Annotated in this window: 22 protein-coding genes and 1 tRNA gene; 5 read left to right on the forward strand and 18 right to left on the reverse strand. The window is 38.4% G+C overall.

Features of this window, described 5'->3' with window-relative positions; all coding sequences use genetic code 11:
* Positions 1–34: 34 nt before the first annotated feature.
* Positions 35–1,201, reverse strand: a complete 1,167-nt coding sequence (locus AA650_RS04925; RefSeq protein WP_199924382.1) for a hypothetical protein — start codon at positions 1,199–1,201, stop codon at positions 35–37.
* Positions 1,202–1,308: 107 nt separating this feature from the next.
* A complete protein-coding gene (locus AA650_RS27610) occupies positions 1,309–1,467 on the reverse strand; it encodes a hypothetical protein (RefSeq protein WP_199924383.1) in 159 nt (52 codons plus the stop codon).
* Positions 1,468–1,792: 325 nt separating this feature from the next.
* Here AA650_RS27610 and AA650_RS04930 point away from each other — a divergent pair, with 325 nt between their 5' ends.
* Both AA650_RS04930 and AA650_RS04935 read left to right on the forward strand, forming a co-directional pair.
* Positions 1,793–3,391: a hypothetical protein gene (locus tag AA650_RS04930; protein ID WP_053538204.1), complete on the forward strand. Its 1,599-nt coding sequence runs from the start codon at positions 1,793–1,795 to the stop codon at positions 3,389–3,391.
* Between the two features lie 978 nt (positions 3,392–4,369).
* Complete coding sequence (locus AA650_RS04935) at positions 4,370–4,663, forward strand: hypothetical protein (protein ID WP_053538205.1); 294 nt, start codon at positions 4,370–4,372, stop codon at positions 4,661–4,663.
* A 95-nt stretch (positions 4,664–4,758) separates the two neighbouring features.
* On the opposite strand, the gene AA650_RS04940 is transcribed toward AA650_RS04935, so the two are convergent.
* Positions 4,759–4,944, reverse strand: a complete 186-nt coding sequence (locus tag AA650_RS04940) for a hypothetical protein (RefSeq protein WP_053538206.1) — start codon at positions 4,942–4,944, stop codon at positions 4,759–4,761.
* 232 nt (positions 4,945–5,176) lie between these two features.
* Here AA650_RS04940 and AA650_RS04945 point away from each other — a divergent pair, with 232 nt between their 5' ends.
* Complete coding sequence (locus tag AA650_RS04945) at positions 5,177–5,509, forward strand: hypothetical protein (protein WP_053538207.1); 333 nt, start codon at positions 5,177–5,179, stop codon at positions 5,507–5,509.
* Between the two features lie 181 nt (positions 5,510–5,690).
* The gene (locus tag AA650_RS04950) at positions 5,691–5,969 is read left to right on the forward strand and encodes a hypothetical protein (RefSeq protein ID WP_053538208.1); all 279 of its coding nucleotides are present in this window, start codon (positions 5,691–5,693) and stop codon (positions 5,967–5,969) included.
* A 422-nt stretch (positions 5,970–6,391) separates the two neighbouring features.
* On the opposite strand, the gene AA650_RS04960 is transcribed toward AA650_RS04950, so the two are convergent.
* The gene (locus tag AA650_RS04960) at positions 6,392–7,087 is read right to left on the reverse strand and encodes a hypothetical protein (protein ID WP_053538210.1); all 696 of its coding nucleotides are present in this window, start codon (positions 7,085–7,087) and stop codon (positions 6,392–6,394) included.
* 95 nt (positions 7,088–7,182) lie between these two features.
* Here AA650_RS04960 and AA650_RS04965 point away from each other — a divergent pair, with 95 nt between their 5' ends.
* Positions 7,183–7,431 carry a hypothetical protein gene (locus AA650_RS04965; protein ID WP_053538211.1) on the forward strand — a complete coding sequence of 83 codons (249 nt, stop codon included), beginning with the start codon at positions 7,183–7,185 and terminating at the stop codon, positions 7,429–7,431.
* A gap of 12 nt (positions 7,432–7,443) precedes the next feature.
* Here the strand turns inward: AA650_RS04965 and AA650_RS04970 are convergent, their stop codons facing one another.
* From AA650_RS04970 to AA650_RS05035, 14 genes are all read right to left on the reverse strand, one after another.
* A complete protein-coding gene (locus tag AA650_RS04970; RefSeq protein ID WP_053538212.1) occupies positions 7,444–8,574 on the reverse strand; it encodes a tyrosine-type recombinase/integrase in 1,131 nt (376 codons plus the stop codon).
* Between the two features lie 134 nt (positions 8,575–8,708).
* A tRNA-Met gene (locus AA650_RS04975) sits at positions 8,709–8,782 on the reverse strand.
* Positions 8,783–8,928: 146 nt separating this feature from the next.
* Positions 8,929–11,286 carry a peptidoglycan DD-metalloendopeptidase family protein gene (locus AA650_RS04980; protein WP_053538213.1) on the reverse strand — a complete coding sequence of 786 codons (2,358 nt, stop codon included), beginning with the start codon at positions 11,284–11,286 and terminating at the stop codon, positions 8,929–8,931.
* A gap of 769 nt (positions 11,287–12,055) precedes the next feature.
* The gene (locus AA650_RS04985) at positions 12,056–12,517 is read right to left on the reverse strand and encodes a tRNA (cytidine(34)-2'-O)-methyltransferase (RefSeq protein WP_053538214.1); all 462 of its coding nucleotides are present in this window, start codon (positions 12,515–12,517) and stop codon (positions 12,056–12,058) included.
* Between the two features lie 343 nt (positions 12,518–12,860).
* Entirely contained in the window at positions 12,861–13,997 is a 1,137-nt protein-coding gene (gshA, locus tag AA650_RS04990) for a glutamate--cysteine ligase (protein ID WP_053538215.1), read from the reverse strand.
* A gap of 628 nt (positions 13,998–14,625) precedes the next feature.
* On the reverse strand, positions 14,626–15,546 hold the full coding sequence (locus AA650_RS04995) for an NAD(+) kinase (protein WP_027402456.1): 921 nt from the start codon (positions 15,544–15,546) through the stop codon (positions 14,626–14,628).
* 6 nt (positions 15,547–15,552) lie between these two features.
* Entirely contained in the window at positions 15,553–15,858 is a 306-nt protein-coding gene (gene nuoK, locus AA650_RS05000) for an NADH-quinone oxidoreductase subunit NuoK (RefSeq protein WP_015080280.1), read from the reverse strand.
* A gap of 102 nt (positions 15,859–15,960) precedes the next feature.
* A complete protein-coding gene (locus AA650_RS05005; protein ID WP_039200070.1) occupies positions 15,961–16,578 on the reverse strand; it encodes an NADH-quinone oxidoreductase subunit J in 618 nt (205 codons plus the stop codon).
* Between the two features lie 281 nt (positions 16,579–16,859).
* Positions 16,860–17,453, reverse strand: a complete 594-nt coding sequence (gene ndhI, locus AA650_RS05010) for an NAD(P)H-quinone oxidoreductase subunit I (RefSeq protein WP_027402454.1) — start codon at positions 17,451–17,453, stop codon at positions 16,860–16,862.
* 131 nt (positions 17,454–17,584) lie between these two features.
* Positions 17,585–18,703 (reverse strand): NADH-quinone oxidoreductase subunit NuoH, encoded by a 1,119-nt coding sequence (gene nuoH, locus AA650_RS05015; RefSeq protein WP_015080283.1) that lies wholly within the window; start codon positions 18,701–18,703, stop codon positions 17,585–17,587.
* 485 nt (positions 18,704–19,188) lie between these two features.
* Positions 19,189–20,325, reverse strand: coding sequence for a citrate synthase (locus AA650_RS05020; protein WP_053538216.1), 1,137 nt, complete (start codon positions 20,323–20,325; stop codon positions 19,189–19,191).
* Positions 20,326–20,412: 87 nt separating this feature from the next.
* Complete coding sequence (gene sixA, locus AA650_RS05025; protein WP_053538217.1) at positions 20,413–20,907, reverse strand: phosphohistidine phosphatase SixA; 495 nt, start codon at positions 20,905–20,907, stop codon at positions 20,413–20,415.
* 127 nt (positions 20,908–21,034) lie between these two features.
* On the reverse strand, positions 21,035–22,285 hold the full coding sequence (locus tag AA650_RS27615) for a hypothetical protein (RefSeq protein ID WP_199924384.1): 1,251 nt from the start codon (positions 22,283–22,285) through the stop codon (positions 21,035–21,037).
* Entirely contained in the window at positions 22,282–22,626 is a 345-nt protein-coding gene (locus AA650_RS05035; RefSeq protein WP_234413308.1) for a RusA family crossover junction endodeoxyribonuclease, read from the reverse strand. Before AA650_RS05035 ends, AA650_RS27615 begins: the two co-directional genes overlap by 4 nt.
* Positions 22,627–22,983: the final 357 nt, after the last annotated feature.

Genomic DNA, 22,983 nt, shown 5'->3' on the forward strand with positions numbered 1-22,983 from the left:
GATTAACGGATTATTTTTAGAAGAATTTCTTGAATTAAGCTGCTACTTCTCCATAAGGTCTTAACTGAACTACATTAGACTTTTTAATTAATTTACCTGTTCTGTACCCCTCAGTTATTTGGTCATTTAATTTAGCTACTGTGCGGGGAGAAACTACATATTGGAGGTCTTCAGTTCTCAACTTATTGAGTAACCAGAACCAGGATTCCATAGGGGAACTTTCAATAAAGTTTGTTACTAATCTTTGAGCAATGTTTTGTAAGTCCATAAAAGTAATCTTTACTTTAACTCCAAGTAAATTAACATATCCCTCTTGATTATTCATCAACTCTTTAATTAGAGTCTTAGCTTCCCAGGAAATACCTTTAGGACTACAGAATATAATTTCAATTGGTTTACCAGGATATCTTTCAAAAGCAAGCTCAACATAGTGTTTATCAAATATAGTAACTCTTACATCTTGCTCAGTTAGAGTGTGGGATTTTAACTCATAAATCTTGGTAACTTTAGGTAATCTTTCGATCCAATCCCAACGTCTGTGACTAGCTTCATCTGGAGTATAAAATGTATTCTTGACCCCAACCTCAAACTTAAAATTAATGTTACTGTAAGAAGCTAATTCAATGATTTGTTTCTGTAAAGTATTCTCATCAATTCTGATAGGTTGAATATCTTGTAAAACTAATTTTTCAATTGATTTAGAACCTAAGTTTTGAAAGTCTTTAGCTACCTGTGTACGCCCCTGAACCAAATAAGAATAAGAATGTTGCCAATTGCCAACCCAAAGTGAGTTAATACGCCCAAGGGATTCCCCATAAATTTCTTCATAAGAGGTCTTAAATCTAGCTAACTCGTCACCTTTTAGTAACAAACTCTTTCCTGATAAAGGTTCTGACGGTTCACCTTTAAAGTTACTCGTCAAATTAGCTTTATTAGCCCAGTGATTAACATAATCTTTGGAGTCTAAACCTTTAGATTCAGACAGTTGACTCATAATGTAATAAGCATCTGTACCATCTTTTCTAGCAACCCACTTTAAGTTATGCTTTCTTGTCAATAAACATAATTCTTCAATTGCAGTTAGGTCAGCATTTGGAGTAGCGTTAAAAATAGAGGTCTTTAAGGATTCAGTGCTTGTAATGTTATTCATAATCTTTAATTTATAAGGAGGGTATTTAATAAGTTTTGTTTGTTTCCTCATACTTAATAATATACAACAATAGTAGTTGCATTATGTGGGCATAATTTTAGTAATAGTTGACATTAAAAAACCCCCAGTTGGAGGTTTCTAATATTATTTAACTAAACTTACTTATCCTTATCTTTAGCCTTATTTATATTGTTTACTATCTCTAGGTTAAGTCCTATTGTGGCTGCCCCTACTATAGCTGGGTTAGCTGTGGCTATCCCCACAATCCCCAATCCTGTTAGTATTACAACTTTAGCTATACTCAAATCATTTGACATAATATAATCCTTTGTTAATTGTTGGTATCAGGTGTCTGTTTCCTGATGTTTAAAGATTACCAAAAGGATAGTTATAAAAGGTGGGCGTAAATATGAGGTTCTCTTTTGGAAGAATGCGTTAATTTAATTGATATAAATAAATTATTACAATAATTCTCATGCTGCCCATAAAGTACACATTTAGCTATTTACAAATACTATAGATCATGATAATATTATTGAAGTGGAGCTAAGATATCTAGAAGATGAAAAGTAAAGGTTAGTTTCCTTTAGCTGCTCCCTTTCTCACCAAACTCAATAAACAACTGAATAGAAAAAACTGAATATGACAAACGGATATATCATCAAACGTTACAGAAGTCCAGAGTCCACTAAAGTCCTCCTAGACAACTTACTTAAAGATTACTCCCAAGCTGACTATCAATTCTTTGTTCATGTGTATTCCTCTACCTTAATGAGTCTCTCAAAAGGGGAAGATGGTTGGGTTCCTGTTAGCTTCAAGTTGATGCAGGAGCAATGGACTCAGAGAGTTAAGTTAGCCATTGATAAGATGATTGAACAGGAGCTAATTGAGGTTAAGCATCTGGGTACTTTTCAACTTGTAGATGGTACTATTGTTAGCCAAACCTACTCAAAGAAAGATGGCTTATCTAGAGAGTTCCGCATCCATGAATCTGCGTTGGTGATGTTACTGGATTCAGGCATTAAGACACTGGTAGAAGCCAAGTCTTCTAAATATTATGACCTGATGACTGGTAAAGTAATTAACAGACACAAGGAACCTAGATACCCTAAGAATATATCTGGTCACAATTACCCTGACGTGATACTTAACGCTCTAGAGCTTATTGAAACCTGTACAGTTAATTTAAAGGCTATCAGGGATCACATGGATAAGTTAGTTAGTGCAGCAGACAGTATCTTTGGTAGTGGAACTGACAAAGATCGCAAAGCCTTAGCAATTGATAACTGTGCTTATCAACAGATACTAGCCAATACAGTTAATGAGCATGGTGATTTTGTAGATTACAGAGTTATATTCAGTCCTAATGGTCCACAGATGAGTGGCAGAGTAACAGAAGCAGGTGTAGGTATGCAAAACTGTAGTCGAGCTATGAAGCAAGCTGGCTTTAGTGGAGTACCTAATCTAAAGAACTATGATTTAAAGTCTAGTCAGGTATGGGGTCTGATTCAGCAGTTTGAGGATTGTAATGATGATGCTCAGTGGAAGGATAAGATTGACACCACTTGGTTAACTAACTACTTAGAGCAAGATAAACAGGTATTTGCTGATAGGGTGGGTGTCAGTAAGGATAGATGGAAAGAGTGCTTTCTAGCTCTAGTCATGGGAGCTTTCATGATTGAAAAGGTTACTGTAAAAGACTTTGCTCCTGTAAAGGCTGTTAAGAAAGTAAATGGTGAGTTGATTGAAACTGATGCTGCCCCTTCTAGAGCCTTGTTTAATTGTTTCTATCAGGAGGCAAATGGGAACCCTGAGTTAGCTTTGAGTTACTACCAAAAGTTCTACGCAGTAGTTAAACCTCTAAAGGTATCTATTGATAACTGGCAGGAGTGGTTGATTAAACGATACATTGTGAAGCACTCTATTTACCCACGAGGAATACATAAAGTAGTTAATCGAACAGGTATTGGCTTTGAGCTTACCCATTATAAGGATGCCAAGGGTGAGTGGACTAATGTAAACACTCTTAAGAGAAAGCTGAGTGCATTCTTCCTACAGGGGGCTGAAGCTGGCTTTATACATCACCTCACTGCTTTGGGTCCTGTGTATGGGTTCCAGACAATGAACAACCAACATGATGGTTTAGTAACCATTGGTGCTATCCCCCAGCAGGCAGTTGATCTAGCTGTAGAAAGATCAGGTTTGAGATATGCAGTTCTAGAAGAGAAATCATTCATCTAATACCTAGAGGGTAATCCAAAGGAGAGGCTAAGTTAATTAGTGCCTCCTTTGCTATATATGGGGATGAGTTAACTGATTGCTAGGTTGGTAATAATTCAGGAAAGTAATAACAATAGTAAACTGTAAGGGGTTCGCTTCGCTCACCCCCCTCTTCTTTTGAGAGAATATATATAATTAACTATATACAATAGCTATCTTACATTCCCTTGTAGAAGTTAGCATATATGTTAACTGAAGGTGTTGAGACACCAAAATTTTATAGTTAGGGGAAGGTTAGCTAGAATAGGGAGTAGATAAGTAGAAAGAGGTATGTAAGAAAGGAAGGTAAGGATGGGATAGTGATAAAGGATTAGGATACATAGTAAACTACCATAGGTATGTTAATGGATATACTATAACTTATATACAGTAAGGCTTTCAGGCTAAAAACACACCTCGCACGCTAACATTTAGTTAATAAAACTACTCTAACTCACTGAGATAGTATAACCTTATTTAGTGGAAGATAATAGAACCTCTACAAAGTAGTTATGGGTATTAACCCAATAAAACCTACTTAAGTTAACTAAAGCATAGTTAGACAAAATTTTATAGTCAGGTATGGATATAGATAGTAAGGATAAAGGTTAGGAATAAGGTAGACAAGGAAGGAATAAAGGGAAAGTAGTAGAAAGGGAATACAGGATAAGAGAAAGTAAAGTCTACTATACCATAGGTATGTCATAATAGTAAAAATAATACTCTGTATCCATTGCACTGTATAGCTTCCAGCCATTCCAACACACCTCGCATGCTCCTACTTGGGATACTGCAAGTGTTATATGCAACTATAGATAATTCACTTTACTTAGATAGTAAAAGCCCCCTCTAATACCCTATACCAACTATCAATAGAGCGATCGCATCAAAGTGACCTTAATCACAAAGCTAGGGTATAAGGTGCTATATGGTGGTTAGGTACTTAAGCAGGTGTGGATTATGCAGGAAAAAAGAACAGAAACCATTAATCAAGTAATTGAGGGTTATAAGATACTAAGTGAGATTAGTACCGTTATTGGGAAGGTATTGGAAGGAGATAAAAAAGATCATACTCAAGAGGTTTTATATAAACTCCTCCTTGGTATGCAAGAGAAGTTAGGTACTCACTACCAGAATATAGACCTTTTAGCTAGAGCTAATGGAGTTAAGATTAAGGAGTATGAGGGTACTGAATCTGATGATGCAATTGATTGGAATAAACTTTATGAATTTATAAAAACATCCCTAGAGTAATATCAACAAGTTAACTAACATTACCCCTTTCATATTAAGAGAATTTAATGAGTTAGCTACAATATTAACTAACTCATTAAATTAATCATTTAATATTAATGTTTCTTAACTGGGGCAGATTCCAATTTTAAAGTCACCTCTACTACCCCTGTTTTGCTAGTTGTGGTTACTTCCTCAATAGCCTCTACAGTTTTCTCAAATTTCTCATCAGGAGCAAGTTCTTCCTCAACTGTTTCACCAGTTGTGTAAGTTTTAATGATCTTAGATGGGGGTACTGACATAATTTTTAGATATGGCTACACTACAGCCATCATTTTATTTTTAATACACTAATACCACCCAGTAGGGTTTTCCGTACCTCTAGGTTTCATCCCTTACCTTGCAAGAATGAAACCCTCCTACCCATGAACCTATAGTAATCATTAGTAGAGCGATCGCATCACAGTGACCTGAATCACATACCTGATGTATAGGATGCTTTATTGTGTTTAGGTACTTAACCAGGTGTGGATTATGACTGATAATGAGATTGTGGAAGATAAAAATCTAACTGCTATGGATCTGAGAAGAAAGGCTGCTGGTAAATTATTAAATGCCTTTAATCAGTTAAGAGAAACCGACATTTTAATGACTGGAAATATATTATCTGGAGAACAAACAGAGCTACGTCAATTCTTACTGGATACTCAAAGGTCTATTGCTTGTCAGCTAGAAAATATAGCTATGGTTGATGGGGCAACCATCACGATTTTTGAAGATGCTGATAACTTATATGCACCTAATTTAGATGTAATTAATATGTATATAAGTGGAGAATTAAACTTAGACATACCTAGTTTACTTTAATTACCCCTCTCATATCAAGAAACCCTGATAAATCAACTATTAGATTAGCTGACTTATCAATTCACCATTTACCATTAGAGTTCTCAATAGGGAGCGATCGCACTATAGTGAACACTATCACCTAAACTGAATAGCTAATGGTATACAATCCCACTGTAATCAATCAACCAAGTGTGTAATTATGAAGGCTCAAGAAGCAAGAAAAGAAGCAATCAAAAAATTATATAGCTCCTACTTATCAGTAGATGGGGCTTTAAATTCAATGCCTTATGGTGAGAATTTTACTGTACATAATGATGATGATCAACAATTTGTAAGTAAACTTGATTCTGTAAAAAACACGCTTGAAGAAGCTTTTGAAGATTTGTATGTTGCATACAGAATAGAGGTAATTTCAAGGGAGGAAATTAGCACCAAGCAAGACTTAATGCAGAAAATTAAAGAAATAGCAGAATCTTAAACCCTCAGCCCCCATTCACATCAAAAAACTTGATGAGTCAACTACTAAATTAGCTGCTCATCAAGTCACCATTTACCATATTTGCCGATAGAGATATCTGCTACTAATAAGATGGTGTAACTCCCCTCCTTCTGTCATACTGTCGGTCTGCTTCACGCTGTTCATCAAAACTAGATGGAGGATGGAATGTATTATTATTAGGGCTATACATCCCTCTCATGCAAGACTTAAAACTTCCCATTATCACAAGAGCAAGAATAGTCCCAATTATTCCACCTGCATTATTATCTGCCATTCACTTAGTATTTAATTTCAAGACTCCTATTTCAGAATAACTTTTTAGTAGCCCATTCCTTACAGAATAATTACTGAAATATATATACAGACATATACTCAGTATTTGAGAGACATTTATATTTTATTCAGTTGCTTTTATCAAGATATAAAATAACTTTTTCATAACTAATATCAAAACCTGAATTATTTAATGTTGCTATTAAACCTAACGCATCTGAATGAATCTGTAGAGCCACTAATTTACCTTTAATTTTATTACAACTCTTCAGGTATCTTAGTAATTGTCCTACCGCATTACAGTCTATAATATCTTTTTTAAATTCTATTATCTCATCTCCATTAACTATATCAACTCTACCTTTTCTTAATTTCTGCTGCCTACTTCCACCAAACCTAGCTCTGTACTCTCGCTCAATGTCAACTTCTACAAAATACATTTTAGGATTATCTAAGCAACAATCGTCCAGATAAATATAAGCTCCTAAATAATTAGCCACCCATAAACTTCTAACTTTATGAAAATATCTTCCATACTTTTTATTAAAGCTATCTTTAAAGATTTTTAGACTTTTCCCCTCTAATTTAGTAACCTTTCCATGAAGATAATACTCCCTACCAATAACATAGTTTTTGGCAAAGTCATTTAATTCTACCCCCTTAGCTTCACAAATATGTTTCATAACAAAAGTTACTTCTTCTTCAAAGATAATCCATTTAAGGTTATGCTTTTCAATTAATAATCTCAACCTATTTAAAATTGATTTATCTGCATTAGGATGTTTCTCTAAAATCAACTGAGTTATATCTATTGAGTCAGTCATGGTGATTTTTTTAAATTACTTAAATCAGGTTATTCCAATTAAGTTTTTAGTTCTATAATGGAAATAATTAACCTTTATTATTTAGGTATTCAACAATGCCAATACCAATCAAAAATGAAATTAACATAGTATTTTCAACCCTACCAGACTTGATAACTGGTTGGAATACTGCAATACAAAAAGTATTTGCAGAGGAGCAAGAAGGTCAAAAGGTAGAAGTTTTAGAAGCCATCCTTAAAGAATTACCTGAAATGCAAAAAAAGTTTGATTCAGAAATTCAGAAACTAAGTAAGAAAATTGAGAAAGAAATAGCAAAGGAGAAAAAGAAAACAAGTAGTGTATAAGCCAGTAATAATTTATTTGTAAAATATTTCTGGAACTTCAAGTTGTTTGATTACTCCTGAATAATGCTTGTAGATTACTTCAGGAGAATTACCCACCATATCAGCAACTTGTTTAACACTAATACCTGCCTCCAAACATAGAGTGATAAAAGTGTGACGACAGTTATATTGAGGTAAATAATATCTAATCAACTTATCATTGACTAAATTAGTTAATACTGGTTTCCATACTCTATTGAGAAAGTTATGAGTATTTAGCTCTCTACCATTGCGATTATAGAAAAGTAATTTCTCAGCTTCTTCATACCCAATATCATTCAAAAGTTCTCTCAGTTGACTATTGATAGGAAACAATCTAATTTGGTGAGTTTTTGTGTCTTTCCTTATCCTGACATCAGAAGGTACAGCCTCAGCAAATGTGATATGTGTTGAACTAATATGTTTCCATTTCAAGGCTACAGCTTCTTCAGGTCTGCACCCAGTACAAAATAAAAGCCTGACATAATTAGTGTAGTAAGAATGTGCCAAGGGAGAGTATTTAGGGCAATACTTATTACTAGCAAAAGCATCAATAATAATAGCTATCTCTTCTTGACTAAAAGTAAGAATAGTATTATTTTTCCTTTTGGTTTTAATAGTTTTAGCTAAATCTTTGAAGGGATTGATTTCTATTAGCTTAGATGTAATAGCCCAATTACAGCAAGCATTAAGCTGTTTAAGGGTACGCTTGGCTGTTTCAGCAGAATAATTACTTAGTAAATGATTCCTAATGAGGATTGCATCTTTAATGTCGCCAGTAGGTAGTGCTTTAATTCTTTTCTCTATTAGTGAGTAATCCCTGATAACAGTAGACTGTTCCACTTGATTACTCTTAAACTGAACATACTCACACCATAAGTCTAGTAAAGTGGATGTTTTTTCCTTTTTAGCAGCCTGATAGTCAGGTTTGTATTTAGCCAGAGTAGGGTCAAAATAGCCAGCTATGATATCTAGCTCTATCTGCCTTGCTTTCATCTCTGCAACAAGTCTATTCTCAACACTGTCAGCTAGATTCAAAGACAAGTATTTCTGATTACCAGCAAACAAAGCTCTAGGAAATCTTAATCTAAGACGACCTTCAAGGGTTTCAATTCCAATTTTCACTGACTATCCTTGACTATTTTAGGTTTGCAGAGCATAGTCAAAAAATAGTCAAAAGGGTGTAAACACAAATATTCAGCCCTCTAGAACTTTTTATGACTAGGAGCTGAAACCCTGATATAGTAATGTTTTAAAAATGGCTCAGGTCAGATTTGAACTGACGACCCCAGGCTTATGAGTCCCGTACTCTAACCAACTGAGCTACTGAGCCACGTTGTTTTATCAACTTATCTTAAGATAGCACACCAATTTGCATTTGACAACTATCAATTTCCAGATTTTTACTTTCAAAATAAAGAGAGGGAGTTCACCTCCCTCGATTAACCAAAAAATCACTAAATCCCCAACCAGCGAGAATTAAATGCGATTGGGTAAGAAAGCGATAGGGTTAACAGCACCCTTGCCAGATGGATGAACTTCAAAGTGACTATGAGGTCCAGTGCTGAAACCGGTGCTACCCATAGCCGCGATTGGCTGACCTTGTTGCACTCTTTGACCAGATTGCACCAAAATTCGGCTGTTATGTCCATAGCGAGTCAGGCTACCATCATCATGACGGATATCCACAACGTTACCGTAACCACCGCTGTTCCAGCCAGCTTTCTCCACTACACCAGCAGATGAAGCATAAATAGGTGTGCCGGTTGAGTTAGCAATATCAATCCCCCTGTGCATTCTTCCCCAGCGCCAGCCATAACCAGATGTCAGAACTCCCTTAGCAGGCCAAATGTAGCCTGTGGTGGAAGAATTAGCTGGGAAACTGGGATTGTCTTCAGTGGTCTGAGGCAAGTGGATATCCACTGCGGCTATAGGTGGTAAAGCGGGAGAAACAGAAGTTCCTCGCAATTTTCCTAAAGAGTCAGAGGCACTAGTACGAGCAGGAGGTACTGTTAACTTAATGCCAGATGATTTGGGGGGAGAATTCCATCTAGCGCCAGTTTTGCTAGGCAGAAATTCTGGGTTAATTGGCTCGTTGGTGGGAGCGGATGCTGTTACCAGAGTCTTAAGCGGTTGATTGCTGTAGCTGGGCAATATTGCTTGAGGTACGGCAATCTGGATGGCATTCGCTTGAGATACTGTGAAGTTATTAGATGATTCAATAGCAACAGGTACAGACTGAATATTGTTTTCAGGGGCTGTAACAGCTACACCAGATTGTTGAGCGCGGTATTTATAACGCAATCTCTCAATTTCTGCTTGCAAGCTACGGATACGTTCATTACCTTTGGCTTTAGATACCTTTTGCACGGGTTTTTGTGAACCCTGCTTTTGGGAAAAAGCTCTTGGTAATGGAGCATCACCGCCTAAGCCGTAAGAGTTACTGGGAGTAGGTAAGGCTTTGGGAATAACAATAGGAATAGTCGGCTGCCCTTGGCTATCTGGGACTATTGGTGCAGGAACATTTATTCGGTTAGCAATAGTAGGATAATTAGTCTGTTCTTGCTCTTGTGTCACCACTGGGACTGGGATAGCCACACTATTGGTAGCCGGAGTTTCAATCCCTTCTACCTGCTCATTTATTTTTGGGGCAGGAATTGTTACACTGGTATTGTTGGCAACAAATGATCTAGGGTTAAAACTAGGGTTATTTAAAGAAGAATTATCTACCTGGCTGGAGGCTTCTAATATCTTGTCGGCAGGAATAATTAACCTTTGATTAATTTGCAGTTGATTAGGATCACTCAGGTTGTTAGTTCTAACTAGCTCAGAAACTGAAGTACCATAACTGTTAGCAATTTCCGCTAAGGTGTCTCCGGGCTTCACTTGATATGTTGAAGCAGACAATTGTGCAACAACTTTTGTTGAGGCTGATGCAGGAACAGGTATTTGCTGTATCGTCGCACTTGTTTCTTTGTTCTGTTTCAACCGAGAAATCAGATCGGATTGTTGGAAATCAGTCAAGTTCTCCGATTGTTCTGGTACGGATCTATTAGCTACAGTGGTTGGCTGTGCTTCTTGAATACCAGTTTTTAATAAATCTTGAGTTTGTTCAGACCGTAAGTCTGCCAAACTATTTCTTAAGCGGATTGATTTTTTCTGTAAGCGATTCAGGGCAAATTCCTGCTGTGCTTTTAATTGGGCATCAACATTACCGCCGGCTAACTCGCCTGCTGACAAATTTTGGGTACTGCCAGTAACCTCTTCCACTGTAGACAACTTTGATGCTGTCTCAGGCTGTTGGTTATTTGTTGGTAATGTCGCCTGAATTGGGCTATAGCTTACTCCCGGCGCTAATTGTGAGTGGACAGAATTTCTGTCAACTGATTTGGCTGGGGAAATTACGTTGGATGCAGTGCCTTCGACGGCTGTGCTGTTGGTTGCAATTTGCCATTTAGCTTCAAGCCCAGGTACTTGTGAGACTACTGTTGGTTCCAATATCACTGGATTGCCTAACTCACCTGTGGGTGAGACGGTTGGGGCTTCCAGTTTAGTGGCGGCAAATTTCATCTCAGTCTCAGCAACAAATGGATTTGTTGAAGCTGCTTTTTGACTGCCAACAGGAGCCGCTGCTTGGGCTTGATCGCTTTGTCGAGTCACCAAAAGGCTGGTTGCCCCCATGGATATTGCCAAGCCAATCATGGCTGCCCGATGAGTCCGCGCCCGGCGAGTCATTTTGGGATTGATCTCATAATTTGTTTGCTCTACCGGGGCATCATCGCCGCTGGGGGTATTGTTCAACACAGCCTTATCTCTTTTTTTCAATGCTCGTTTCAAAGACGACCTCCTAATGATCACTAGCGTTTAACTGAATCTTGATTTTTAAGTTTGGATATTAATCCATGATTGATATCACATTAAACCATACATCAAGATCACATTCACCAGAGACACTTACGCAAGATTAACGTGCTTCTCTGATTTAAACAAGTTCCACACTTTTGTAAACCCTAAAGTTTTTGGTGCTGTCTTGTCTAAGTCACTCCTCACAACCTAGAAATTTTCACTGTTGAGATTCATCCTCAGTTATTTTGCTGCAAAAACACAGAACTAAACAAATATCATAACTTGGCTAGGTTTATTGTCTTCGTTAGCTCATGATCTGGGACAATTTCTACAATAGCAATGATCCCGCTGTAGACGTTTTCAAGATTTTTTGACTAAATCCGTTTTATCAATACGAGATTTTACTTTTATTCTTCCCTAAAAAACAACCGTATACAACATCCGCGATTTTTGCATGATTTTGTTGTATTTCTGGATACAATGTTGTCTGATTCATTGAGAGTCAAGGTGTTGGGGAGTTTTGGCTTTTTTGAGTCATAAGCTGAGAATTAACTAAAATCTATCCTTGTTGGTTAGATCACCCTGAAAATATCTATACAAATTTCTTATGTCATGTTAGCAGACTTTATCAGTATTTACCATGATTAATCTTTTATTTCTGTATTCTATGCAACATTGTTTTCAGGAGTTCTGGCATGGTTGATTCTGATCAATATGTTTCTATCACAGTTAATCCTAAATTTCTGTTGGTGAATATGAATTATTGTAAATAGCCTAACTGACGACGACACTCAAATAAACCTATGGCTACGCTGACTGAGAGGTTCAAGCTCCTCACACCGGGTTCATACATGGGAATATATAAGGTGGAGTCACAAGTGGAGAGAATGGGATCTGGTAATCCTGCTGTTTCACTGCCAAAGAGTAGCCAGTCATCTGGTTGAAATTCAAAATTAATGTAATTAAAATTACCACGAACGCTAAAACCTAAGCATCTACCTCCACGTTGTTTATGTACGTTTTGAAATGTTTCTATGGAATTATGATAATGGAATTTAACGTAAGGCCAATAATCTAACCCGGCTCGTTTGAGATAGCGATCGCTAATTTCAAATCCTAATGGACCAACTAGATGTAATTCCGTACCTGTAGCAGCACAAGTCCGGGCAATATTGCCAGTATTAGGAGGAATTTGTGGGTTGACTAAAACTATCTGGGGCATCTTTCTCAGCTCTAAATTGTATATTAGGAAATTTCTTACTGTCTAAAAATCTACCAAAATGTAGAGGCGATATATAGTTTTTTTTAATATGTACGAAGTATTTCCCTGTGATTATTTTTTTAAATCATTCAGGAGTTAGGAGTCAGGAGGGAAAGAAGGAGTAGGAATCAGGAAGAATGTTCTCGACTTTAAAAAATTGCCTCTTGCCTCTTGCCTTTTGCCTCTTGCCTCTTGCCTCTTGCCTCTTGCCTCTTGCCTTTTGCCTCTTGCCTTTTGCCTCTTGCCTCTTGCCTCTTGCCTTTTGCCTCTTGCCTCTTGCCTTTTGCCTCTTGCCTCTTGCCTATTACCTCACAGATGAACATAGTTTGCTTTCTAATTCGGTTTCCCGTTCTTGGGTGGCAATAATAGCTTGAGCAATTACACGCTGAATATCAATGCCTACTTTATGCAGTTGCAACCATTGTTGAGCTTCATTGCCTTCTCGCAGGATTTTTTGCAAGGGGGATAAGAAACAACTAAAGCCCTGTTGTTTGGCGATACTCCAAACTTCTTGATAGATTTGTGCTATCCAATCTCTAGCCAGGATACTGCTACCATCTTGCCATCGCTGTAATCTTGCATCCAGACTGTCAGTGGCGGCAGCCATTTCGTTGCTTCTGGTTAAGGTAATCAGTTCTTCGGGAGAAAACGGGCTTTGAGTTAAAGGATCAATACTGGGGTTGTCAATAATTTGGATTAACCGCGCTTCCAGCATTGCTGTCATCGCTAACAAGGCAATAGGATCTGTCACTAAATCACAAATTCGCAATTCTAACCGATTTAGATCATAAGGTCGGCGATCGCCATTTGGACGCACTGATGTCCACAAATGCCGGACATTTTGCATTGTTCCAGCCGCCAACTGTTCATTTACCCATTGAATATGATCAGCATGACTAGCAAATAAGGGAACATAATCAGGAGTTTGGGGAAATAGTCCCCAGCGAGTGGAATGATAACCAGTAGTTTTACTATCCAGGAAAGGAGAAGAGGCACTCATCGCTAAAAATAGAGGTGCTTCCATTCTGATGACCCGACAGGCACGCATTAATACCTCTGGGTCACTGATACCAACATTGATATGGACGCTGGCTGTAACCACCTTTGTGCCATAGGTTTGTTCAATGTAATCATGATAGGGATTCGTGGGGTCAGAACGCAAAAAGCTTTGGCTTCCTTGCAAAGATAATGTACTACCTGGTATCAAAGTATAATTATCTAAACCTTGGAGATAATTCCGCAACGTCTTTCTAGGACGCAATAAAGCACACAGCAAACTGTCATAATTGATAGATGGTTGAGTTATGTATTCCACATTCCGGCTATCCGGTTCACGCATAAATCCATCTAAATTTGTAACAATCTTGTCCGATAGTCCCACAATGTCACCTTGAGGTGTGCCAGTGTATATCTCAATCTCAAAGCCTTTTAATAAGACCATGTTATTCTCCAAAACTTCTTCTAATGTTCATAAATTGTATCTAATTAGACGATTTTTTGCATTTTTTGTGTACATTGTTTTACCCCTCCCTAACCCTTCCCTTATAAAGGGGAGGGAACTGGATTTTTATTGTTTCCCCCCTTTACAAGGGGTTTAGCAGTGTTGATATGTGTCAACTTAAGCTCAAATCCCTACCACATCTCTTTCCTAGTCTCTGACTAGGAATGCAGTTGATGAGGCTCTGCCTCTAATATCATTGAAGGCAGAGCCTTCTAGAATTCATTCCCAGTCAGAGACTGGGAACGAGACGACTTAAGTTCTTTGCGGGATAGATGTTTTACGTTAAGAATCAAACAATCAAGCCCTTTTGAGTATAAGTAGGTGAACACAATAAAACCAAACTGTGTAAAGAAACGTAAAATCGCCCAAACCCTCTTCACTCTTGCCTCTTGCCTCTTGCCTTTTGCCTTGCCATAACGACAATTTTCAACGCCAACCTACTTAATACTTTTCAAACACCCTCTAAGAGTAGACATAAAAAACCCCCAAATAAATTGCAATTGGGGGCGAAAATTGATTGAGGATTACAAGCGTGACGGGGTGAAAGTTTAGAAAATAAACATAAACATCAATTGCGGTGATTATTGTTGTAACGAACTCTTGTTCCCGCCCACAGTAACTTCTCCCGCAATGTTTGATAATATGAATTATTTGCCCGTAAGACAATAAACTTAGCGCGACAATCAGCCATTCGCACATCAACACGATGTCCTGGCCAAATAGAAGTAGATAAAACACCATCCATCCAGAGTTTGGTGCTTAAATCATAATCGCCCAAAGGCCAAATACTAACCACAGAACCAGGGGGTAAAACCAGAGGACGACTAGAAAGACTCATGGGACAAATGGGAGTGATAGTAATTGCTTCCATCCCATCATGGATAATTGGTCCGCTGGCAGAAACAGTATAACCAGTAGAACCTGTGGGAGTAGAGATAATTAACCCATCTCCCACATATTGATCTACTATTTCACCATCAATTTCCATTTCTAGAATTGAGGTAATCATTCTGTCAGCAGAAGCGGGTTTGACACAAAACTCATTTAAAGCCAAGTAACTTTCAGTTACGGGTTCTAAATTTGAGCCAGTTCCTTCATATACCGCTGCTTGTAACATCATCCGCCGTTGGATAGCATAACGATCTTCTAACAGCCTGTCCCAAACTATTTCTGGATCTTGAAACTCATCTACTGACTCGGTTAAAAACCCCAAATGTCCGCCTACATTGACTCCGAGAATGGGAATGCCGGCTGGAGCTAAATGCCTAGCGCCGGTTAAGACAGTACCATCACCACCGAGTACCAAAGCTAAATCAATTGGTTGATTAGCAGAGGCCAAAAAAACCGGATAGGGGTTATCTTTTGGTCCACTAGGTCCCATCAATACTTGGCACTGACGATTTTCTAGTTGTTTAGCACAGAGTTCAGCCCAGCGTTGACTCTGGGGATCTCGGGCTTTATAAGCAATGATTACCTGCTTGAGTTGCACTAACTATTACCACTTCAGAAGATTAAACTGCTCCATATCAACGGTATCGCGGTTGCGATAAATAGTCAGAACGATCGCTAAACCTACTGCTGCTTCTGCTGCTGCTACGGTAATCACGAAAACGGTAAAAACCTGACCCTTAATTAAGGTTGAATCCAGGAAGTTGGAAAATGCCATTAAATTTAGATTAACGGCATTTAGCAATAACTCAATTGACATGAGTACCCGCACTGCGTTCCGACTGGTAATTAAGCCATAAATCCCAATGCAAAACAAAGCTGCGGCTAGTAATAAAAAGTATTGGAGTTGCATGATTGTCAGTTGTCAAGGAATAGGCAAGAGGCAAAAGGCAAGAGGCAAGAGTTAAAAGGCAAAAGACAGAAGTTTTTTAACCTTGATATCTCTTTCCAGTTGCTATTCGGCATTTGTAGTGGTGCTACCAGTGGAGATGAGTTCTTTGGGACGTTCTGGTAGGGTTAAAATTGTTTGTTGTAGTTCAGTGGTTGGTACTTGGTCAGGGAGATATTCCCGACGCGCCAAAATAATTGCGCCTACCATCGCTATTAGCAAGAGGACGGAAGCTAATTCAAAGGGTAGCAAAAAGTCGCTGAAGAAATGCTCACCAATGACAACGATGGAATTTTGATTAACTACGGGATTAATTGTATAAGCCCAAGGTGTAGCTAATACCATTGTACTTAAAAGCGCAAATAGTCCAAAACTGACTATAGCTGTAAATACTTTTCTTAATCCAGCACTAGGTAATGGTGAAAAATCCTGTCTTTTGTTTACCAACATGATGGCGAACAGAATTAAAACGTTAATAGCACCAACATAAATTAGTATTTGTGCTGATGCGACAAAATCACCATTTAGCAATAGGTACATTCCCGCCATGCTGATGAATACACCTCCCAGCAAAAAGGCGGAATAAACAATGTTAGAGAATAACACTACACCGAGCGCTGTCCCAATCATCATTACACCAAGAATGCCAAGTGATACAGACTGTACTCCTTCTGCTAGATTCACTGTTTTTGTCCTTAGTCAGTTGTTAGTTGTCAGTTGTTGGTTGTCAGTTGTCAGTTGTCAGTTGTAAATTATCTTTGCTAATGACTAATGACTAATGACTAATAACTAATTATTTTTCTGTTTCTACTAGTAGTTCGTCAAATTTATTTTGACGGGTAATGATCGGAAAAAACTTCTGTTCTTCCCTCCCCTCCCCCCCCTACCTCCCCTACCTCCCCTACCTCCCCTACCTCCCCTACCTCCCCTACCTCCCCTACCTCCCCTACCCCCCCTGCTTGCCTTCACCCGTCATTTTCGGGTTGACAGACTACTAGGTCTTCTGGACGAGAACCTGCACGGGGGGCATCGGCGGGGACTCCGTGAGGGTCCATTACGCCTTTAGGTAGGTAAACAAGTTCGCGCAGTGGTGTCACCATTGGATCGTTTGTAACTTTATAGGGTAATCGTCCCAGGGCTACACTATCGTAATTAAGTTCATGGCGATCATAAGTGGCTAGTTCATATTCTTCTGTCATGGATAAACAGTTGGTGGGACAGTATTCCACACAGTTACCACAGAAGATACAAACTCCAAAATCAATACTGTAGTGTTTGAGCTTTTTCTTTTTAGTGCCTTTGTCCATTTCCCAGTCAACGACAGGAAGATTAATGGGACAAACACGCACACAGACTTCACAAGCAATACACTTGTCAAATTCATAGTGAATGCGACCGCGAAATCTTTCCCCAGGAATCAATTTTTCGTAGGGATATTGAACGGTAACAGGTCGCCGTCTCATGTGGTCAAAAGTAACAGATAATCCTTGACCAATATAACGACCTGCTTGGACTGCTTCTTTGGCGTAATCACCAACTTGTTTGAGGAACTTTAACATTGTTTATGACTCTACTTTTGTCAGGTGATTGGTAATTGGTAATTGGTAATTGGTAATTGGTAATTGGTAATTGGTAGAATACTGATCCATTAGCCATTACCTATTAGCCATTACCCATTACCCATTAGCCATTACCCACCGAAGGCGAAGGGAAAGGCTAGTTTGAAGGCTGCGGTTAATAGGAGATTTACCAAGCCTATTGGTAGGAGGAATTTCCATCCTAAGTCTAGCAATTGGTCAATCCGTACCCGTGGTACTGTCCAACGAATGAGGATGGCGAAAAATACTAGTAAGTAGGCTTTGATTACGGTCATGGTAATACCTATCACCGCTGTGACTACCTGAATGGCTGGGTCACTTTCGCTGACTCCTAACCAACCAGTGATCATCTCCAGGGGTATAGGACAATGCCAACCACCAAGGTACAAAATTGCTACTAGTAAGGCAGAAAGTACCAGGTTAATGTAAGAACTGAGGTAAAAGAGGGCGAATTTCATGCCTGAGTATTCAGTTTGATACCCGGCAACTAGTTCTTCTTCTGCTTCTGGTAAGTCAAAGGGTAGGCGCTCGCATTCCGCTAGGGCGGCTATCCAAAAGATCACGAAACCTAATGGTTGTCGCCAAATATTCCAGCCGAGAATGCCAAAGTTAGATTGCTGATTAACGATGTCAACGGTACTAAGACTATTGGACATCATGGCGATCGCTAGTACACTCAATGCTAAGGGAATTTCATAACTGATGGACTGCGCTGCTGCCCGTAAACCTCCCAACAAGGCATATTTATTATTGGAGGCATAACCCGCCATTAATAAGCCAATGGGCTGAATACTGGATAATGCAATCCACAAGAATACGCCCATGCCGACGTTAGCAATGATAATATTCTGTCCAAATGGCACAATTAAATAGGACAGAAATACTGGTAAAACGACAATAATTGGACCAATGGTAAATAGCCAAGGATCTGCTTTAGCGGGGATGATATCTTCTTTAAATACCAGCTTCAGACCATCTGCCACAGGCACTAACAATCCAAATGGTCCTTGGTATTCAGGACCAATCCGTTGCTGTGCTGCCGCAGAAATTTTCCGTTCTAGCCATGTGGCCACTAGGACACCTACTGTAGCCCCAATCAGCATCAATACCATTGGTAATGGCATCCATAGGGCTTTGGCCGCTCCTGGGGGTACGCCTAAGTCCTTGACAGATTGAATAAAAGTTCCTTGGAGGTCAATTCCTGGATTCATGTTTGCTGCTCTTTAAGTCAACGTGCTGATGAACTGTGAAGGATGAAATCAGTTATTCTAATTTTCATCTTTTGTCTTCAGCTTTAGTAATAATCTCTGCTGAGATGATGACCGATTGAAGTTCAATACATTTGCCAATTCATGAGTCTAGTATATCCTTGGATGGTTTTCACCATGAGACTCCACAAGACAACTTCTACTTATGGTTGGGATTGGGAATTGATGATTGGTGGGTGAGGAAATGGGCAAAAGTTTCCCCATTAAGTCGTTAAACAAGACAAATTAGCCGCTTCCCAGTTGGTAACGGTTGTCTATGGTCTACAAATTGTCTGATTTTCCCACACTGGCTGCTGTTGTCAAGTTGCCAATTTTAGCGGGTTTTGATTTTGGACGACAAGCCTCAATGGTAGATAGGACAGTTATCAATCTGCCCACTAGAGGACTTGAATTGAACATCCAAAATCTAGAGTTAATTTATTTGTTAGTTAACGTTGGTCAATGGGAGTGTAGGCGATTTCGTGACGACCGTTGTAAATTTGGGTAGGACGGAAAATCCGGTTTTCTACCAGTTGTTCTTTCCAGTGTGCTAACCAACCTGCTACACGAGCGATCGCAAATACTGGTGTAAACAAGTCTGTAGGAATTCCCATTTTCCTATACACTAAACCGGAATAAAAGTCAACATTAGGATAAATCCCTCTGTCACCCAGTTTTTCCGAAACTACCCGTTCCATTTCCACGGCTATTTCATAGTATTCGTCATAGCCAAATTTATCAAACAACTGCTCTGCCAAGCCTTGTAAGATTGTTGCGCGGGGATCTTTGACTTTGTAGACACGATGCCCAAAGCCCATAATTTTAGCTTTGCGTTTGAGAAGATCATCCACATAGGGGACAACATTCTCTACAGAACCAATTGCTTCCAACATCTGAATTACTTCTTCATTCGCTCCACCATGCAATGGACCGCCTAAAGTACCCACCGCACTAGCAACGACAGCATAGGGATCAGTTAAAGTAGAAGCTGTGACTCTAGCACTAAATGTTGAAGCATTCATTGTATGTTCAACATGAAGAATTAAGCAGATATCAAATATTTTGGCTGCTAAAGGATCAGGTTCTTTCTCGTTGAGCATATACAGGAAGTTAGCCGCATAGCCTAAATCATCTCTAGGCTTAACCGGGTCATTACCTTCTCGCATTAACTGGAACGCTGCTACCATTGTGGGAATCGTCGCTATTAAACGAACAGCCGCAGTCCGAATATAGACCGGATTATGTAAATCCCGACGAGAATAGAATAAACCTAAAGCAGCAGCCGAGGCTTGAAGCGCATCCATCGGATGACCGCTTTCAGGGAAACATTTCATCATGTCCCGAATGCGGTATTTGATGCGTCTGTGGAAGAGAACTTCATGCTCAAATGCTTTTAGTTCTTCCTTGTTTGGTAATTCACCCCAAATTAACAGATATGCAGTTTCTAGGAATGTACTTTTTTCGGCTAATTCCTCAATCCTGATACCACGATATTCTAGAATTCCTTTCTGCCCGTCTACATAACTAATACTCGACTGGGCTGCGGGAATGCCTTCTAAACCAGGCTTGTATTCGCATACCGTCATGGCAACACCATTTACTTTGTAAAATATCTGCTCACGCTAACTCACCAGAGACTATTTTCACCACAATAATTGCAGATGTAACAACTATTACAGCAGGTACTTGGGTGATGTCAACCAAAACATTTGACTACGACCCCAAGCTGAACCATCATCTGGTAGTTTTATTCCCATCATACCTGCTTTTTTGAGGATGAGGCTCTCTTTTGCTTCTCCCCACAGGAGAATTTCTGCCCAATGGCTTAAACTAGGCTCATGACCGACTAATGCTAGGTTGGTTTTCTGGGGATAATTCCTGGGTTGAAGCCATTCTTGCCACCAATTTTGAATATTACCATCAAAGCCAAGATGATCTGATGCTTCTAATTGGGAACTCAATCCAGCCGCAATGAGTATTTCTGCTGTTTGGTAAGCGCGGACTAGGGGACTGGTAAGAATTAGATCAAAGTGTAATTCTAGCTTTAGTAATTTTTGAGCTATTTTCTCGGTTTTTTGTCTTCCTTCTGGGGTGAGTTGTCGTTCTTCGTCTTTTAGGTTCGATTGATGTTCTTCGGCAATGCCATGACGGATTAAGTATAGTTCCATGTTTTTAGTTGGGTGTTTTTTATATGATTTTTTATTTCGCGCAAAGACGCAAAGAAGCAAAGGCGCAAAGAAGAGGGTAAAATTAGTAATTTCATATTAATATCTATATCAAAAGAATCTATATCTCTCATATTTTAGCCTTTGCTAATAATCCATATAACATTTCAATCCGTTTGTAATTAACTATATCAATAATAGTTACTTTTTTAGATTGAAATTCAAAAATGATTCGATATATTCCTACCTTGGCAATAAAATCATTATCTGAGCTTGAATTCAGATTAGAAAATTCAATTTCTGAACAATCAGGAAAGTTTTCTAGACAACTAATAGCATAACTAATCTTTTCTTTCTCTTGAGTTGGTAAAGTATCAAATGCTATTTGTGCGTTATCATCTAAAACTATTTCATTTTTGTTTGGCTGTTGATTTTTAGATTCAGTAGAAAGATCGTAATACTCATCAGATAAGTGTTGAAGTTCATTGAAAAAATTAGTTCCTCCTTCTTCTTTTTCTACTGCGTGCTTAATCTTTGCAAATATTTCATCTTTTTTTTCTGTTGGTTCATTGTGTAACACAGAAACTAATATTTCTTGAAATTTCTGATTCCTTTGTGCTGTAGTTTCCTGATTATTTTTTGTCATACTAACCATAATTTGCCTGAAAACCTGTAGAACTGCTATTTTTTGGTTCTCAGATATATTAGAAATCCATTCTCCCAATAACTTAACAACCAATATTACAAAGGTATGTAAAACCTCCGAATCTAGCTTCTGAATATAACCGTGAGCCAGACGATTGCGCCTTTCAAAATAAGCTTGAATAATATCAAATTCAGAAATTGATAACTCTCCTAAAGAGTACATTGTTCTTAGCAATCTTATGGCTGGTAAACGTTCAACAGGAATTGATACATCAACTGCTCTTTTTCTTAATGCTCCCTCAAAAACACTCCAGAGAAAAAGAAAAGCAGGTTCAATATTATTATTTTCAATAAGCTTGCTAACTTGACTAAAATGGTCAATTATTTCTTCCCAAGAAGGCAGTTCTTCCGATGTTCCTGGTAATGATTCGGCTTCTATATCTTCAAGTGTTACCAATAAAAAATGCCAGCCCGGATGTCTACTAATTTCTTCCGCTACAGATTGTAAACGCTCAACTGAAACTGGACTAATGCTGGTTTTTACTTCAATTATTAAACCTATTAACCCAGTTTCATTTTCATTCTTAGTAGCCAGAATATCGGGTTGATAATTATCCAAATCAAAGGGTAATTGATCTGCTTTCGGGTTTTGTATAACTGTAAATCCTTGATCACGATACTTTTTGATCAAAGATGCAACTTTCTCATCATGTAAACTTTTAGTATTGTCTATCATAAGTATTTTTCCAATGGTTGAGATTCACTTACTTTGACATAAACACACTCTTCGCCAATGATGACACCTTCCTGTAATAATAAAGGTAAATTTGTTATATCAATTGGCTCAGATAAAAACCGACGATGACTCTCTACATCTGATATTAGTCCATCATCTTCATAAACTAACTCATTGAGTGCATCCTGAATGGGTTTAATAATGTTATCGGTGTCAAGTAGATTCAGATCACCATAATTATCACGACAAAGATAAATTAGCGTTAACTGTAAATTAGCATCTTTAATTGGACTGCTACCCGTCCAAACCTTTTGGGATTCAGCACGAACAACAGTTTTCAATTCATTACGTCCTTTTGAACTTCCTTGTGATGAAACAGGCCCTCTGGGAATGAGAAATTCAAAACATATTATTGACATTCCCAGTCCATCTCTTGATTATAACTTAATAAACTTAAAGCACCTTCCACAACTAATTCCTCAAATCTTTGGCATATCTCTAAATTATACCAAATTTATACCTGTTTCTTTGACTATATAGTTTCAAAAATAAATCAAATAAGTCGAGTTGATAGACGTACTGTATAGCTGAAGTATCAACAATAACGATAGAGATGAGCTTATCCCTATAGTTGATCATTTGGCTAAATCTGTACTGAAAATTATCTGAAAATGAAATATTCAACTCATCATGGCGAT

Source organism: Anabaena sp. WA102 (assembly GCF_001277295.1).
Lineage (GTDB): Bacteria > Cyanobacteriota > Cyanobacteriia > Cyanobacteriales > Nostocaceae > Dolichospermum > Dolichospermum heterosporum.